General features: G+C 63.2%; 16 protein-coding genes. 7 read left to right on the forward strand and 9 right to left on the reverse strand.

The genetic code is table 11. From position 1 onward, the window contains the following. Positions 1–73 precede the first annotated feature (73 nt). Genes thrC through NLY43_RS08290 form a run of 4 tightly spaced genes read left to right on the forward strand, consistent with a single transcriptional unit; the run spans position 74 to position 6,281 of the window. Entirely contained in the window at positions 74–1,471 is a 1,398-nt protein-coding gene (gene thrC / locus NLY43_RS08275) for a threonine synthase (protein WP_023709864.1), read from the forward strand. Positions 1,472–1,485: 14 nt separating this feature from the next. Beyond that, complete coding sequence (locus NLY43_RS08280) at positions 1,486–2,778, forward strand: M16 family metallopeptidase (RefSeq protein ID WP_023668402.1); 1,293 nt, start codon at positions 1,486–1,488, stop codon at positions 2,776–2,778. A 14-nt stretch (positions 2,779–2,792) separates the two neighbouring features. After that, positions 2,793–3,389: a GNAT family N-acetyltransferase gene (locus tag NLY43_RS08285; protein WP_023668403.1), complete on the forward strand. Its 597-nt coding sequence runs from the start codon at positions 2,793–2,795 to the stop codon at positions 3,387–3,389. Positions 3,390–3,392: 3 nt separating this feature from the next. Beyond that, positions 3,393–6,281, forward strand: a complete 2,889-nt coding sequence (locus tag NLY43_RS08290) for an EAL domain-containing protein (protein WP_023706671.1) — start codon at positions 3,393–3,395, stop codon at positions 6,279–6,281. A gap of 196 nt (positions 6,282–6,477) precedes the next feature. Here the strand turns inward: NLY43_RS08290 and NLY43_RS08295 are convergent, their stop codons facing one another. Next, the gene (locus tag NLY43_RS08295; RefSeq protein ID WP_023668405.1) at positions 6,478–7,086 is read right to left on the reverse strand and encodes a YqgE/AlgH family protein; all 609 of its coding nucleotides are present in this window, start codon (positions 7,084–7,086) and stop codon (positions 6,478–6,480) included. A gap of 215 nt (positions 7,087–7,301) precedes the next feature. Here NLY43_RS08295 and NLY43_RS08300 point away from each other — a divergent pair, with 215 nt between their 5' ends. The 3 genes from NLY43_RS08300 to NLY43_RS08310 all read left to right on the forward strand — a co-directional run bounded on the left by NLY43_RS08300 (position 7,302) and on the right by NLY43_RS08310 (position 9,268). After that, a complete protein-coding gene (locus NLY43_RS08300) occupies positions 7,302–8,108 on the forward strand; it encodes a protein-disulfide reductase DsbD domain-containing protein (protein WP_023709866.1) in 807 nt (268 codons plus the stop codon). A gap of 111 nt (positions 8,109–8,219) precedes the next feature. Continuing rightward, the gene (locus NLY43_RS08305; RefSeq protein WP_023698522.1) at positions 8,220–8,702 is read left to right on the forward strand and encodes a peroxiredoxin; all 483 of its coding nucleotides are present in this window, start codon (positions 8,220–8,222) and stop codon (positions 8,700–8,702) included. A gap of 86 nt (positions 8,703–8,788) precedes the next feature. Continuing rightward, entirely contained in the window at positions 8,789–9,268 is a 480-nt protein-coding gene (locus NLY43_RS08310; RefSeq protein WP_023706669.1) for a DUF2938 domain-containing protein, read from the forward strand. 72 nt (positions 9,269–9,340) lie between these two features. Here the strand turns inward: NLY43_RS08310 and NLY43_RS08315 are convergent, their stop codons facing one another. The 8 genes from NLY43_RS08315 to NLY43_RS08350 form a co-directional block, all read right to left on the reverse strand. Further along, on the reverse strand, positions 9,341–9,925 hold the full coding sequence (locus NLY43_RS08315; RefSeq protein ID WP_023709867.1) for a histidine phosphatase family protein: 585 nt from the start codon (positions 9,923–9,925) through the stop codon (positions 9,341–9,343). A 29-nt stretch (positions 9,926–9,954) separates the two neighbouring features. Then, complete coding sequence (rnhA, locus tag NLY43_RS08320; RefSeq protein ID WP_023698520.1) at positions 9,955–10,500, reverse strand: ribonuclease HI; 546 nt, start codon at positions 10,498–10,500, stop codon at positions 9,955–9,957. Next, positions 10,497–11,459 carry a homoserine kinase gene (locus NLY43_RS08325; RefSeq protein ID WP_023702010.1) on the reverse strand — a complete coding sequence of 321 codons (963 nt, stop codon included), beginning with the start codon at positions 11,457–11,459 and terminating at the stop codon, positions 10,497–10,499. Before NLY43_RS08325 ends, rnhA begins: the two co-directional genes overlap by 4 nt. Before the next feature lie 7 nt (positions 11,460–11,466). Further along, the gene (gene ispH, locus NLY43_RS08330) at positions 11,467–12,477 is read right to left on the reverse strand and encodes a 4-hydroxy-3-methylbut-2-enyl diphosphate reductase (RefSeq protein WP_023709868.1); all 1,011 of its coding nucleotides are present in this window, start codon (positions 12,475–12,477) and stop codon (positions 11,467–11,469) included. A gap of 162 nt (positions 12,478–12,639) precedes the next feature. Beyond that, positions 12,640–13,395, reverse strand: coding sequence for an SURF1 family protein (locus tag NLY43_RS08335; RefSeq protein ID WP_023709869.1), 756 nt, complete (start codon positions 13,393–13,395; stop codon positions 12,640–12,642). Beyond that, a complete protein-coding gene (locus tag NLY43_RS08340) occupies positions 13,392–13,778 on the reverse strand; it encodes a DUF983 domain-containing protein (RefSeq protein WP_023709870.1) in 387 nt (128 codons plus the stop codon). Before NLY43_RS08340 ends, NLY43_RS08335 begins: the two co-directional genes overlap by 4 nt. Before the next feature lie 13 nt (positions 13,779–13,791). Continuing rightward, complete coding sequence (locus tag NLY43_RS08345) at positions 13,792–13,932, reverse strand: L,D-transpeptidase family protein (protein ID WP_023668415.1); 141 nt, start codon at positions 13,930–13,932, stop codon at positions 13,792–13,794. Between the two features lie 77 nt (positions 13,933–14,009). Continuing rightward, the gene (locus NLY43_RS08350; protein WP_023668416.1) at positions 14,010–14,891 is read right to left on the reverse strand and encodes a cytochrome c oxidase subunit 3; all 882 of its coding nucleotides are present in this window, start codon (positions 14,889–14,891) and stop codon (positions 14,010–14,012) included. Between the last annotated feature and the right edge of the window lies 1 nt (position 14,892).

Consider the following 14,892-nt stretch of genomic DNA (forward strand, 5'->3'; position numbering starts at 1 on the left):
ATGCGACTGAGGCGGCTCGGAAAATTAACCAATTGCCGTGGATGAAACCGGCGGCAGCAATGGACCTTTGACGATGCGCTATGTGAGTACCCGCGGGGATGCGCCCGTGCTTGGATTTGCCGATGCGGTGCTGGCGGGGCTGGCCCGCGACGGCGGGCTTTATGTGCCGCAGACATGGCCGCAGTTTTCGGCAGCCGAGATCCGCGCCATGCGCGGCCTGCCCTATGCGGACCTCGCCATCCGCGTGCTGACGCCCTTCCTCGGCGGCGAGATCGCCGCACCCGTCTTCGAGCGCCTGGTGCGAGAAGCCTATGCCACCTTCCGCCACCGGGCCGTCTGCCCGCTGGTGCAGACCGGCGCCAACACGTTCATCCTCGAGCTCTTCCACGGTCCGACGCTGGCCTTCAAGGACGTTGCCATGCAGCTGCTTGCCCGGCTGATGGACCATGTACTGACTGAGCGTGGCCAGCGCGCCACCATCGTCGGCGCGACCTCGGGTGACACTGGCGGCGCCGCCATCGATGCCTTCGCCGGCCGCGACCGGACTGACATTTTCGTGATGTTCCCGCATGGCCGCGTCTCGCCGGTGCAGCAGCGGCAGATGACGACATCGACTGCCGCCAACGTCCAGGCGCTGGCGATCGAAGGCAATTTCGACGATTGCCAGGGCCTGCTGAAGGATATGTTCAACGATCATCGTTTTCGTGATCGCGTGTCGCTGTCGGGCGTCAATTCGATCAACTGGGCCCGCATCATGGCCCAGATCGTCTATTATTTTTCCTCGGCGCTTTCGCTCGGCGCGCCGGACAGGCCGGTCTCCTTTACCGTGCCGACCGGCAATTTCGGCGATATTTTCGCCGGTTACGCCGCCAAGAAGATGGGCCTGCCGATCGAGCGGCTGATCGTCGCCACCAACAACAACGACATATTGGCGCGCACTTTCGCGACCGGTGAATACCGCACCAAGGGTGTGTTTGCGACGACGTCGCCATCGATGGACATCCAGGTATCGTCGAACTTCGAGCGACTGCTGTTCGAGGCCTGCGACCGTAACGCGGAGACGGTGCGGCGTTACATGGCCGGCCTCAAGCAATCCGGCGCCTTCACCATCGAAACCGCAGAAATCGACCGGATGCGGTCCGAATTCGACGCCGGACGCGCTGATATGGACGAGGTTGCCGCCACCATCCGTTCAACGCTCGAATCCAGCAATTATCTGCTCGATCCGCACACGGCCGCGGCCGTGCATGTCGCCGCCGGCAAGGCTGACGGTGCAGTGCCGATGGTGGTGCTGGGCACGGCGCACCCGGCCAAGTTCCCGGCCGCGGTCGAAGCCGCCTGCGGCGTGTCGCCGGCCCTGCCCGCATGGCTGGGGTCCTTGATGTCAGCCGACGAAAAGTACACGGTACTTCCATCCGACCTGAAAATGGTGGAAGATTACGTGAGCCGCCACTCAAGGGCAGCGCGTTAGGGAGTACTTGCCATATGGGTGTTGAGGTAAGCCGTCTGTCGAACGGCCTGACAGTCGCCACCGAAACCCTTCCAAGCCTCGAATCCGTTGCCCTTGGCGCCTGGGTCAAGTCCGGCGCCCGCAATGAGCGTGACGACGAGCACGGAATGGCCCATCTGCTCGAGCATATGGCCTTCAAGGGTACGAAAAGGCGGACGGCCTTCGAGATCGCCTCGGAAATCGAGGATGTCGGCGGCGAGATCAATGCCGCCACATCAGTCGAGACGACGTCCTATTACGCCAGGGTGCTGTCCGACGATGTGCCGCTGGCGGTGGATATCCTTGCCGATATCCTGCAGGAGTCCGAATTCGACCCAGAGGAACTGGAGCGCGAGCAGCATGTGATCCTGCAGGAGATCGGCGCCGCGCACGACACACCCGACGACATCGTCTTCGACCGTTTCACCGAGACCGCCTTCCGCCACCAGACGATCGGCCGCTCGATCCTCGGCACGCCGGAAACCGTCAAATCCTTCACCTCCAAACAGCTGCATGATTTCATCGAGCGCCAATATGGCGCCGAGAAGATGGTGATCGTCGCGGCCGGCGACATCAAGCATGACAATTTCGTGCGCGAGGTCGAAAAGCAGCTCGGCGGTTTCCGCAGCAAGTCCGACAGCACGATGCCGCAATATGCGCAGTATGTCGGCGGCGATTTCCGCGAGGATCGCGACCTGATGGACGCGCAGATCGTGCTCGGCTTCGAAGGCCGAGCCTATCATGTGCGCGATTTCTACGCTTCGCAGGTGCTGTCGATGATCCTCGGCGGCGGCATGTCGTCCCGGCTGTTCCAGGAGGTCCGCGAAAAGCGTGGCCTGTGCTATTCGGTCTATGCCTTCCACTGGGGTTTTTCCGATACCGGCATCTTCGGCGTTCATGCCGCGACCGGGCAGAGCGACATTGCCGAACTGGTGCCGGTCATTATCGACGAGCTGCAGAAGGCCGGCGAGAATATCCTTCAGGAAGAGCTCGACCGCGCCCGCGCGCAATATCGCGCCGGCCTGATCATGTCGGCTGAAAGCCCGGCCAGCCGCGCCTCGCAGATCGCCAGGCAGCTGCTTCTGTTCGGTCGGCCGATCGCCAAGGAGGAATTGATGGAACGGCTGTCGGCGCTGACCGTCGAGCGGCTGACCGACCTTTCGTCCCGGCTGTTTTCGACCAAGCCGACGCTGACCGCGGTTGGACCGGTGGGTACGCTCGCGCCCTATGAGGCGATTCTCGATTCGCTTGCGGGCACGCACACCACGGCCCGCAAGCTCGCCGTCTAAGCCTTCAAGCGCCGGTGTTCGCGCTCCCTTTCTTTCGCCGTGACCTGCCGGCACTGAAAGGCGACCGGGTCATGCTGCGCGTGCCCTACACCAACGACTATCGCGAATGGTCGGCGGTGCGCGGCGAAAGCCGTGCCTTCCTCGAACCGTGGGAGCCGCGCTGGACGCCCGATGAACTCGACCGCACCGCCTGGCGGCTGCGCATCGGCCGCTACCGCGAAGACTATGCGCAGGGAACCGCCATCGCCTTCTTCATCTTCGAGAAGGCGAGCGGCAAGCTTGCAGGCGGCATTACGCTCGGCAATATCCGCCACGGCGTCTCGCAAAGCGGCCATGTCGGCTACTGGATCGGGGAGCGGTTCGGCGGCCGCGGCCTGATGACCGACGCGGTCAAGGTGGTCTGCCGCTTCGCCTTCGATACGCTGAGGTTGCACCGGATCGAAGCTGCCTGTATTCCCGACAATGTCCGGTCGATCCGCGTGCTTGAAAAAGCCGGATTCCGGCGCGAAGGACTTCTGCGATCCTACCTCAGGATCAACGGCATCTGGCAGGACCACTACCTCTACGCCCGGATCGCGGACGATCCGCCGGGCGCTGGAACGAAGGACTGATTTTTGACGAATTTCCTGCGAAACGGGTCGCTGTTGGCCTTTGTTCTGGCGGTTGTCGTCACGCTTTGCGCGGCGCTCCCGGCCTTCGCCGTCGAACCGATCAAGATTGCCCGCGACGATGTCGCGCTCGACCTGTCGCGCGCCGTCCAGATCTACGTCAATCAGGGCGAAAACTTCCAGGTGTCGACCGCGCCCGGTCCCGACGGCATCGTCCGGCGCATCGAGGTCGAGGCCAATGACGCGCGCTCGAGCGGTGACTGGGCGGTGTTTGCGCTCGCCAACACCACCGACCAGCAGCTCGACCGGCTGATCGTGGCGCCGCATTTCCGGCTGGTGAATTCCGGCATCTTCTGGCCCGATCTCGGCGCCACCCGCATCGCCGCTATCACCCCCAGCGAGGGATTCGCGCTCGACCGCCAGTCAAGCTCCGACGCCGACGTGTTCCGGGTGACGCTGAACCCGGGAACGGTGATCACCTTCATCGCCGAACTCGCCTCGCCGAAGCTGCCGCAGGTCTATCTATGGGAGCCGGAAGCCTACAAGGACTCGGTCAATTCCTATACGCTGTTCCGCGGCATCGTCATCGGCATCGCCGGGCTGCTGGCGCTCTTCCTGACCATCCTTTTCGTCGTCAAGGGAACCTCGATGTTTCCGGCGACAGCCGCACTTGCGTGGGCGGTACTTGCCTATATCTGCGTCGATTTCGGCTTTCTAAACAAGATCATAGAGATATCGCCCGGGAACGAGCAGATGTGGCGGGCGGGAACGGAGGTGGCGCTTGCGGCGACCTTCGTGGTGTTCCTGTTCGCCTATCTCAACCTCAACCGGTGGCACGGCCATTTCAGCTATGGCGCGCTGGTCTGGATCCTCGGCCTGGTGCTGATTGCGGGTGTGGCCATCATCGATCCGGCCGTCGCCGCCGGTATTGCCCGGCTGTCCTTCGCCGCCACCGCGCTGACCGGGCTTGGCCTCATCATCCTGCTCGGTCTTCGTGGTTATGACCGTGCGATCATGCTGGTGCCCAGTTGGGTGATGGTGCTGCTATGGCTGTGCGGGTCGTGGATGGCGATCACCGGCATGCTCGACAACGACATCGCCCAGCCGGCATTGGGCGGCGGGCTGATCCTGATCATCCTTTTGATCGGCTTCACCGTCATGCAGCATGCCTTTGCCGGCGGCGCGCTGCATCAGGGCCTGTTCTCCGACCTCGAACGGCAGGCGCTGGCCGTAGCCGGCTCCGGCGACACGGTGTGGGACTGGGACGTGCTGCGCGACCGCGTCGTCACCAAGCCCGACGTCAGCATCCAGCTTGGCCTCGCTCCCAACAGCCTGGGGGGTGCGGCCCGCAACTGGCTGCCGGTGCTGCATGCCGACGACCGCGACACGTTCCGCACCACGCTCGACGTGGTGCTCGAACATCGGCGCGGCCGGGTCTCGCAGAATTTCCGCCTGCGCGGCGCCGACGGGCACTACCACTGGTTCTTGCTTCGGGCGCGGCCGGTGATCGGCTCGGATGGCGAAGTGATTCGCTGCGTCGGCACCATGGTCGACGTTACCGAGCAGAAAAAGTCCGAGGAAAGGCTGCTGCACGATGCCGTTCACGACAATCTGACCGGCCTGCCCAACCGCGAACTTCTGATGAACCGGCTGGAAGCCATCATCTCGATCGCGCGCACCGAAGAGAAGGTGCGCCCCACCGTCTTCGTCATCGACATCGACCGTTTCAAGCAGGTCAATGACGGGCTTGGCATCTCGGCCGGCGACACCATCCTGCTCACCATTGCGCGCCGCTTGCACCGGCTGTTGAAACCTAAGGATTCGCTGTCGCGCTTTGCCGGTGACCAGTTCGCCCTGATGCTGCTCTCCGAACAGGAACCCTCCCGCATCGCGGCGGTGGCAGACGCCATCAAGCACGCCATCAACAACCCGATCACCTTCGCCAAGCGCGAGATCGTGCTGACTGCCTCGATCGGCCTGATCACCTGGACCTCGGCGCAGACTTCGGCAGAAGACATGGTCAAGGACGCCGAGCTTGCCATGCACCAGGCCAAGCGCTTCGGCGGCGACAGGATCGAGCCGTTCCGGCCGGCCTTCCGCACCGTCGGCACCGACCGGCTGCAATTCGAATCCGATCTGCGCCGCGCCATCGAGCGGCGTGAGTTCACCCTTGCCTACCAGCCGATCGTACGGCTGGAGGACGGCAGCATTGCCGGCTTCGAGGCGCTGCTGCGTTGGGACCATCCGCGCCGCGGCATGATCCCGCCGGGCGATTTCATCCCGGTCGCCGAAAGCTGTGGCCTGATCGTGCAGCTTGGGCTGTTTGCCATGCAGCAGGCGGCCGAAGACCTCGCCGGTTGGCAAAAGCAGATCGGCGACACGCCGCTGTCGGTGTCGGTCAATCTGTCCAGTCGCCAGCTGATCCGCCGCGACCTGGTCAGCGATGTCCGCTCGGTCATCGCCCGCGCCAATCTGAAGCCGCGCTGCTTCCGGCTCGAACTTACCGAATCGCTGGTCATGGACAATCCAGAGCAGACCTCGCATGTGCTGACCAAGCTCAAGCAGCTCGGCATCGGCCTGTCGCTGGACGATTTCGGCACCGGCTATTCCTCGCTCGCCTATCTGACCCGCTTCCCCTTCGACACCATCAAGATCGACAAGAGCTTCGTCGACGACGCGACGCCGAAGCGGGCGGTGCTGCTCAAATCCATGGTCAACATGGCGCATGAACTCGGCCTGTCGGTGGTGGCCGAGGGCATCTCCGACGAAAGCGATGCGCTGGAACTGCGCCAGATGGGCTGCGAGTATGTGCAAAGCTTCATGTTCGGCGCGCCGATGCCAGGCGACCAGGTGCTGAAGGCGTTGAAAGAGCAGTACCCGATGACGCAGGCGTGATGGGTGAGGCATGCGTCGTGCAGGCGCGTGGTTACATTGGAATGAACCCCGAAAATTAGCTGAAGCGACCGCGCCTTCGTCATCCTAGGGCGAAGCAAGGAGCGCAGCGACGCGGCGCAGACCCTAGGATGACGAAAGTGGCGGGCGGCTTCGGCTAGTCGCGAAGGTTCGGCGGAACGTCGGCGAATGCGAGGCCTCAGGCGTGCCCCGCGGCCAGGCTCAGATGCGCCAGATCAATCCCGATCGATGCCAGGATGCGGTCGTACTTCCGCTCGATGTCGGCGTCGAACAGCAGCTCCGGCGTGGCCGGACAGGTCAGCCAGCCATTCTCGGCGATCTCGGTTTCCAGCTGGCCGGCGCCCCAGCCGGAATAGCCGAGCGCCATCAATGCGCGCCGCGGGCCGCGGCCGGACGAGATGGCGCGCAATATGTCGACCGTCGCGGTCAGGCAGATATCGTCGGAGACGGTGAGCGAGGATTCCACCCGGTAGTCGCCCGAGTGCAGGACGAAGCCGCGGCTACGGTCGACGGGGCCGCCATTGCGCACGACGAAGTCGCGAGCCTGCGCCGGCAGCCTGATCGCCTCCTGCTCGTTCATGATGCCGAGCTGCACCAGAAGATCGGGAAACAGCATCTGTTGCGTCTGGTTGATGATCAGGCCCATGGCGCCTTCATCGCTGTGCGCGCAGATGTAGATGACCGAGCGCGTGAAGCGATCGTCCTTCATGCCGGGCATGGCAATCAGGAACTGGTCGTCAAGAAAGCCGCGTCCACCGGCTGTCTTTTTGTGGCGCAACAAGTCCATGGACTGGAGCGTAACGCGTTTCCGGGACGCCGAAAAGATGCGCCGCGTGCGATTCGGCCAAAGCCCAACGGTTGGAACAACGGAATCTTGACTGCGAACTTCACTCGGCCGATTGCTTGAAGCCAACTGTTCCTTGCCCGAAGGTCACGCAAATATGATACGCAGAGCGCCATGAAAACATTGCGCGGCCATGAACTGACGATCAAATCAACGCCATGCAAAGCTTGAAAATCCTGCTGCTCGGTATTGCTATCGGATGCGGAGCAGTCCTGCCCGCCGCCGCCTCCTCGTCGGAATGGTACAACAGCGAAGGCGGCAAGGTGCGGCTGGTGACAACAGGCAAGGCCGACGAGGCCGGTCGCATACAGGGCGTGCTCGACATCGCGCTCAAGCCCGGCTGGAAAACTTATTGGCGCGATCCGGGCGACGCCGGCGTGCCGCCGCAGATCGACGTTTCGGCCAGCACCAACATCACCGATGCGGCGTTTTCCTTCCCGCCGCCGCAGCGCCATGACGACGGCTACGGCAAATGGGCCGGCTACAACCATCCGGTCTCGCTGCCGGTGACATTCACTTTGTCGTCGCCTGGGGATGCGGCCGTCATCGATGCCGACATCTTTCTTGGCATCTGCGAGACGATCTGTATTCCGGTGCAGACGCGGCTGAGCGTCTATCCCGCCGCCGATCCCGACAATGCCGAGGATGCGGCGCTGGTGAAGGCTGCACTCGCCACCTTGCCCGCGCCTGCCAAGCCCGATTTCGGGATCAAGGTGCTGCCGGGCGACCATGAGACGCTGATGGTCGAGGCGACTTTTCCCGGAGATCCGGAGGCGGCGGATTTATTCGTCGCCGGGGGACGCGATTATATGTTCGGGGCGCCTGCACGCAGCGAAAAGGACGGCCGGCTGGTATTTACCATTCCGATCCTCGACCGGCCGTCGACGACACCGACCGATGGCGGGTTGTATTACACCCTGACAAGTGCCGAAGGCGCGGTCGAGGGCGTTCTGCCGTTCCCCTGATACCGAACCCGATCCGGGCTTTCCCTTGATCCAGGCCTTGTCGGCGGTTGCGGGAGATGCCCGATTTCGCTATCGCAAGAAACCTTCCCTGCTTTTCACACGAGGACCATCATGACGATTGCCGTTGGCGACAAACTGCCCGATGCGACCTTCAAGGAAATGACCGCCGACGGCGCCAAGGTGATCACCTCGGCCGAGATTTTCGCGGGCAAGAAGGTCGTGCTGTTCGGCGTTCCAGGCGCCTTCACGCCGACCTGCAGCAACAATCATCTGCCGGGCTATCTCGAGAACCACGATGCCATCCTGGCCCGCGGCGTCGACACCATCGCCGTCGTGTCCGTCAACGATGTCCATGTCATGGGCGCCTGGGCCAATTTCACCGGCGGTCAAGGCAAGATCCTCTATCTCGCCGACGGCAATGGCGACTTCGCCAGGTCGATCGGCCTCGACTCCGACTATTCCAGCGGCGGCATGGGATTGCGCTCGAAGCGCTTCTCGATGATCGTCGACAACGGCAAGGTCACCGCGCTCAACGTCGAGACCAAGCCAGGAGTCGACACGTCGGGTGCCGCTCACATTCTGAGCCAGCTCTAAACCGTGCGGCCGCCTCGGCTCATGAACGCCATGGCCTGACGACCACGCGCTTCCAGCCGGATTGCCTGCTTTGGGGGACATCGACGATGTTTGACATCATCTGGCGCAGCATTGCGATTGGCATCGGCGCCACGGTGCTGATGGATCTTTGGGCGCTGTTCCTGCATCTGGCGCTCAGTCAGCCGCGGCCGAACTGGGGGCCGCCCGGCCGCTGGGTCTGGCACCTTAGGGAAGGCAAGGTTTTCCACGACGATATCGCCCAAGCCGCACCCTATGCGCATGAGCAGGCGCTGGGCTGGGCTTTCCACTATGTCACCGGCATCGTCTACGGCTTCATCCTGGTGGCGCTGGTGGGCACGGCATGGTTGGACGCGCCGACCTTCCTGCCGGCCTTCATCCTCGGCATGGTCACCATCGGCGCCGGCTGGTTCCTGCTGGCGCCCGGCATGGGCGGCGGCTGGGCTGCCTCAAAGCGCCCCAACGCGATGCAGATCCGCGCCTTCAACGTGATCTCGCACACGGTGTTCGCGCTCGGCCTCTACGGCACGGCCCTGCTGATCCGCTGAGGACGGGTTCTATCTGTTGGTCGCGCGCGGCTTCATCGCGGCTACGGTATCGATGATCTCCTGACATCCGCTTTAGCGCGGCGCCAGACTGTCTATCGGCCGCCATCCGTGGACGACGCGGCGCGTGCCGACATCATAGGCGAAGTAATTACCACCGCCGGCCGGCTGGTCCGCCGCGCGGCTGATTGCGCGGCCGCTGAGCGAGAGCAGCAGCAATGTTCCGACGCCGCCATGGCCGACGAAGGCAATGTCGCCGCCGTCGGCAGCACCCAGCACCGTTTCGACCTCGCTGACAATGCGTTGCTGGGCGTCGATGGCCCGTTCCCAGCCGCGAATGCTTTTGTGCGGATTGGCGAAGAACTGGTCGGCGACCGCCTCGAACTCGGGCGGCGGCAGGAAGCCGGTTGCCGACCGATCGTTCTCATGCATGCGCTCCCTCACCTCGACCGCGAGGCCGAGGTGTTTGCCAAGAATCTCGGCGGTTTCGATCGCCTTGCGCTCGGCCGACGAGACGACACGGCGGATCGATCCGACCCATGGCTGATCGAGCATGGCTGATGCTCGCGCTCGTCCGATCTCGGACAGCCCCCAGTGCGGCACGGGAACGTTGGGATCGATCTGAACCTGGGGATGGGTGATGTAGTATACGATCGGCATGAGTGAGATCTCCTGCCGATAGCTTGAGCTCAATAGCTTTGGGTCGAGCGCCGTGCCCGTGGCGCCGCAGGCTGCTTCTCGGATGCCGCCGGCTTCAGCGCCGCCGCAGGCTTCGGCGCCACAGGTTTTAACGGACTCTTCTTGAACGGCGCCATGCCTTCCCTTGCGAGTTCGTCGGCGCGTTCGTTCTCGGTATGGCCGGCATGGCCCTTGACCCAGTTCCAGGTCACCTTGTGGCGCCGATTGGCCTCATCCAGCGCCTGCCACAGTTCACCGTTCTTGACCGGCTTCTTGTCGGCGGTCTTCCAGCCGTTTTTCTTCCAGCCGTGGATCCATTTGGAGATACCGTCCATGACATATTTGCTGTCGGTGTGAAGCTCGACGGAGCACGGCTCCTTCAGCGCATTCAGCGCCGAGATGGCGGCCAGCAGCTCCATACGGTTATTGGTCGTCTCGGCCTCGCCGCCCGACAATTCCCTGGTCTTGCCGTTGAAGCGCAGGATGGCGCCCCAGCCGCCGGGACCGGGATTGCCCGAGCAGGCACCGTCGGTGAAGATTTCGACCTGCTTGGTCATGTCAGTCCGTATTCCGAAGGCGACTTGATCGCGCGGTGGAAGCGCATGCGGCGGATATATTCGGTCGGATCGCGCTTCATGACCAGCCCGCCGTCGGGAACGGTCAGCCAGTCATAGAGCCGGGTCAGCATGAAGCGCAGCGCCGAGCCGCGCGAAAGCATCGGCAGCGCTGCTTTCTCGCCCTCGCTCAAAGGTCGCACGCTCTGATAGCCGGCCAGCAGCGCCGTGCCTTTGGTCAGGTTGAAGGAGAAATCCTTCTCGAAACACCAGGCGTTGAGACAGGTGGCGACGTCATAGGCGTAGAGGTCGTGGCAGGCGAAATAGAAGTCGATGAGGCCGGACAGTTTCTCGCCGAGGAAGAAGACATTGTCGGGAAACAGATCGGCATGGATGATGCCTGCCGGCAGGCCCTGCGGCCAATGGCGTTCGAAATCCGCGAAATCCGCGTCGACCTCGGCCGCCAGTCCCGGCTCGACCTCGTCGGCTCGGTCGCGCGAGGCATTCCAGAGTTTGCGCCAGCCCTCGATGGCGAGCGCGTTGTCACGCGTCATCGCAAAATCCTGGCCGGCGAGATGCAGGGCGGCGAGCGCCTTGCCGACCTCCGCGCAATGCGCCGCTGTCGGCCGCCGCAGCGACAGGCCTTCGAGGAAGGTGATGATGACCGCGGGACGGCCGGCCAGCGTGCCGATGACGGTGCCGTCATGCGCGGTCACCGGCAGCGGACAGGAAATGCCTTTGCGGGCGAGATGGCCCATCAGGCCAAGGAAGAACGGCAGGTCGGCCTTGTCGACGCGCTTCTCGTAGAGCGTCAGTATGTAAGAGCCGCTTGAGGTGTGCAGCAGGAAATTCGAATTCTCCGTGCCTTCGGCGATACCCTTGTAGGACAAGAGTTCGCCGACTGGATATGCCCTCAGGAACGCGCCGAGTTCGCCCTCATTGACGTCGGTGTAGACCGCCATGGGCTGTTCACGCGGCTCCGTTGACGAAGGCCATGTCGGCCCGCGTCAGTTCGACATCGCGCAGAACCCGCATGACTGGAAAATCCTCCGTTTCGGTGGCCGTGATCGCCAGGTCGATGTTCACCTCGAAGCGCTGGCGGAAGGCGTCGATGATCTCGTCGACGATGATCTCCGGCGCCGACGCGCCGGCAGACAGGCCGAGCGTCGATATATTTGTGATGTCATTCCACGGAATTTCGGCGGCGCGCTGTACGAGAAGCGACATGGTGGCGCCGGCGCGCTCCGCCACTTCGACAAGACGGCGCGAATTGGAGGAATTGGGCGCACCGACGATCAGATAGAGATCGGCGCCGGCGGCGGTTTCCTTGACCGCTTCCTGGCGGTTGGTGGTGGCGTAGCAGATCGATTCGGCGGCCGGTGCATGCAGTTGCGGGAAGCGCTCCTGCAGCACCCGCAATATGCCGGCAGTGTCTTCGACCGACAACGTTGTCTGGCTTACGAAGCCGAGCGCTTCCGGGTCGGCGGGGGCAAAGGTCCCAGCGTCGGCTTCGGTCTCGATCAGCGTGACGGCGCCTTCAGCCAGTTGGCCCATGGTGCCGATCACTTCGGGATGGCTGGCATGGCCGATCAGAAGCACATGGCGGCCGAGCCGCTGATGGCGCATCGCCTGCTTGTGCACCTTGGACACCAGCGGGCAGGTGGCGTCAAGATAGAAGAGCTCGCGTGCCTTGGCGTCGGCCGGCACCGATTTCGGCACGCCGTGGGCCGAGAAGACAACCGGCGACTTGCGGTGCTCGGCCGGGATTTCCGAGAGTTCCTCGATGAAAACCGCGCCAAGGCTTTGCAGGCCCTCGACGACATAGCGGTTGTGCACGATCTCGTGGCGGACATAGACCGGCGCGCCGTATTTCTTCAACGCCAGCACGACGATCTGGATCGCGCGGTCGACACCGGCGCAAAAGCCGCGCGGCTGGCAGAGCCGGATCGTCAGCGGTGGTTTTGTGGCGGTCTGCAGCATGATTCCAGATCGGTTGATCGTATCGTGACGCGAAATGAGGTGTGCACCCCTGCCCTGTCAAGGGCAGTTGAGATCAGGTTGAATGGTCAACCTGATCTAACTCTTTGTTGGAGCATGATCTTGTCCGAAACCGGTTCCCACTTTTCGGGATGATGCTCTGGATCATTCAGTCTTTGCCGGGCGGCGCAGCCTGATGATCAGAACCGCGGCAAGAGCCGCCGCCAGGCCATACCAGGTGAAGGCATATTGCAGATGAGAGTTCGGCAGGTCGATGATGGTGACGCCGCCGACCGGCAGCCCGCCCGGGTTCGGCGTCTTGTCGGCGTCGATGAAGATCGGCACCAGCACGGCGCCGGCCGGCAGGCCGGCACTCGCCGCCATGACATCACGATCCTTCCAGTAGAAGATGTTCTTGGCCACGTCATTGTCGGGCAGCATCATCGACGGCTTGCCCGGCAGCGGGTTGCGCGCCAGGCCGGTGACCGTGACCTTGCCGGTCACCTGCCCTTGCGGCCGCTTGGCGGCATCCTTGAGATCATAGGGAACGAAGCCGCGGTTGATCAGGATATAGCGGCCATCGTCGAGGGCCAGCGGGGTGTAGACGTTGAAGCCGGCGTCGCCGTCCCAGGTGGCGTAGAAATGCCGCTCGCCGGAGTGCAGGAACGTCCCGCTGACGGTGACCGGCGTGTAGTCGACATCACCGGTTGCGGCGAATTCCTTCTCGACGTCTGCCAGCGGCTGCGGCGCTGAATGGGTGCGCTGGTCGATGGTCTGCAGAAGGGCTTCCTTCCAGTACAGGCGCTGCACCTGCCATGTGCCAAGCCCGAGCAGGATGACGAACACCACCAGGCCGAGGCCGAGCAGCAATGCCGTCTTCGGCCGCGAGCGGCCGGCGGGCTTGGTCAGCGCCTCGCTCATTGCCCCTGGTCCAGGCGGCCTTCGGCCGCCTTGTTGGCGTATTGAAGCGTCAGCAGCACCCCCTTGATCAACCTCAGCGCCGTCAGGCACAGTCCCACGGCCAGCGGTATCCAGATGATGAAATGCAGCCAGAGCGGCGGGCTCAGCGTCACCTCCACCCACAGCGCCAGCCCCACGACGATGAAGCCGATGATCAGGATGACGAACACCGCCGGGCCGTCGCCGGCATCGGCGTAGGAATAGTCGAGGCCGCAATTGTTGCAGCGCTTGCCGACGGTGAGGAAGCCGGAAAACAGCCGTCCTTCGCCGCAGCGCGGGCAGCATCCGTGCAGGCCGGCCGAGATCGGCTCAATGGGTGGCCAGATCGCCCTATCTTCACTCATGGATAGTCATGCTTTACGGCTCGATTTCGATCAGCGTTCCATCCGGCACCATAGTCCAGATTTCGTCCATGTCGCAGTCGGTAACCCCAATGCAGCCATCGGTCCAGTCGACCAATTGAAGCAGCCAGCCCGACCAGCCGAATCCGTTGGCCATTGATGGGGCGCCGAAAAGAAGAAAGGCGACCGCGTTGCCGCGACCGCCCTTCTGATTTGTCGGTTCGGTGAAAGCCGTCAGTGGCCTTCGATCACCGCGCCGACCGATCCCCAGACGTAGATCGATGCGAACAGGAACAGCCAGACCACGTCGACGAAGTGCCAGTACCAGGCAGCCGCCTCGAAGCCGAAATGCTGCTTGGGCGTGAAGTCGCCTTTCCAGGCGCGGATCAGGCAGACCAGCAGGAAGATGGTGCCGATGATGACGTGGAAGCCATGGAAGCCGGTCGCCATGAAGAAGGTGGCGCCGTAGATGGAATCCTTGAAGCCGAACGGAGCGTGCATGTACTCGTAGGCCTGCACCATGGTGAACAGCATGCCGAGGCCGACGGTCAGCACCAGGCCGTTGATCAGGCCCTTGCGGTCGCCATGGATGAGCGAATGGTGCGCCCATGTCACCGTGGTGCCCGACAGAAGCAGGATGATGGTGTTGTAGAGCGGCAGATGGAAGGGATCGAGGACTTCGAGACCCTTCGGCGGCCAGACGCCGCCAGTGAAAGCGGTGCGGGCGTAATTCTGCACTTCGCTCGGAAACAGGCTGGCATCGAAATAGGCCCAGAACCAGGCAACGAAGAACATCACTTCCGAAGCGATGAACATGATCATGCCGTAGCGCAGATGCAGCGACACGACGCGCGTGTGGTGGCCCTCATGCGCTTCCTTGATGGTGTCCGACCACCAGGCAAACATCGTGTAGAGGACGATGACGAGGCCGATGAAGAACAGCCATGGATTGGCGATGTTGTGGCCGAAAATCGGGAAATCGCCGTTCTTGAGATACTGCATCAGGGCGACGCCGCCGACTGCAGTCACCAGCGCGCCGATCGACCCCAGGAAGGGCCACGGGCTCGGGTTGACGAGATGGTAGTCGTGTTGTGGTTTTGCGTGCGCGTCTGCCATA

This window comes from Mesorhizobium sp. C416B, assembly GCF_030323165.1.
In the GTDB taxonomy this organism is placed as follows: domain Bacteria; phylum Pseudomonadota; class Alphaproteobacteria; order Rhizobiales; family Rhizobiaceae; genus Mesorhizobium.

Excerpts from the sequence above, each read along its gene's own strand:
- thrC (WP_023709864.1), top strand. The coding sequence starts at position 74 with ATGCGCTATGTGAGTACCCGCGGGGATGCGCCCGTGCTTGGATTTGCC.
- NLY43_RS08280 (WP_023668402.1), top strand. The coding sequence starts at position 1,486 with ATGGGTGTTGAGGTAAGCCGTCTGTCGAACGGCCTGACAGTCGCCACC.
- NLY43_RS08295 (WP_023668405.1), bottom strand. The coding sequence starts at position 7,086 with ATGGACTTGTTGCGCCACAAAAAGACAGCCGGTGGACGCGGCTTTCTT.
- NLY43_RS08300 (WP_023709866.1), top strand. The coding sequence starts at position 7,302 with ATGCAAAGCTTGAAAATCCTGCTGCTCGGTATTGCTATCGGATGCGGA.
- NLY43_RS08305 (WP_023698522.1), top strand. The coding sequence starts at position 8,220 with ATGACGATTGCCGTTGGCGACAAACTGCCCGATGCGACCTTCAAGGAA.
- NLY43_RS08310 (WP_023706669.1), top strand. The coding sequence starts at position 8,789 with ATGTTTGACATCATCTGGCGCAGCATTGCGATTGGCATCGGCGCCACG.
- NLY43_RS08315 (WP_023709867.1), bottom strand. The coding sequence starts at position 9,925 with ATGCCGATCGTATACTACATCACCCATCCCCAGGTTCAGATCGATCCC.
- rnhA (WP_023698520.1), bottom strand. The coding sequence starts at position 10,500 with ATGACCAAGCAGGTCGAAATCTTCACCGACGGTGCCTGCTCGGGCAAT.
- NLY43_RS08325 (WP_023702010.1), bottom strand. The coding sequence starts at position 11,459 with ATGGCGGTCTACACCGACGTCAATGAGGGCGAACTCGGCGCGTTCCTG.
- ispH (WP_023709868.1), bottom strand. The coding sequence starts at position 12,477 with ATGCTGCAGACCGCCACAAAACCACCGCTGACGATCCGGCTCTGCCAG.
- NLY43_RS08335 (WP_023709869.1), bottom strand. The coding sequence starts at position 13,395 with ATGAGCGAGGCGCTGACCAAGCCCGCCGGCCGCTCGCGGCCGAAGACG.
- NLY43_RS08340 (WP_023709870.1), bottom strand. The coding sequence starts at position 13,778 with ATGAGTGAAGATAGGGCGATCTGGCCACCCATTGAGCCGATCTCGGCC.
- NLY43_RS08345 (WP_023668415.1), bottom strand. The coding sequence starts at position 13,932 with ATGGCCAACGGATTCGGCTGGTCGGGCTGGCTGCTTCAATTGGTCGAC.
- NLY43_RS08350 (WP_023668416.1), bottom strand. The coding sequence starts at position 14,891 with ATGGCAGACGCGCACGCAAAACCACAACACGACTACCATCTCGTCAAC.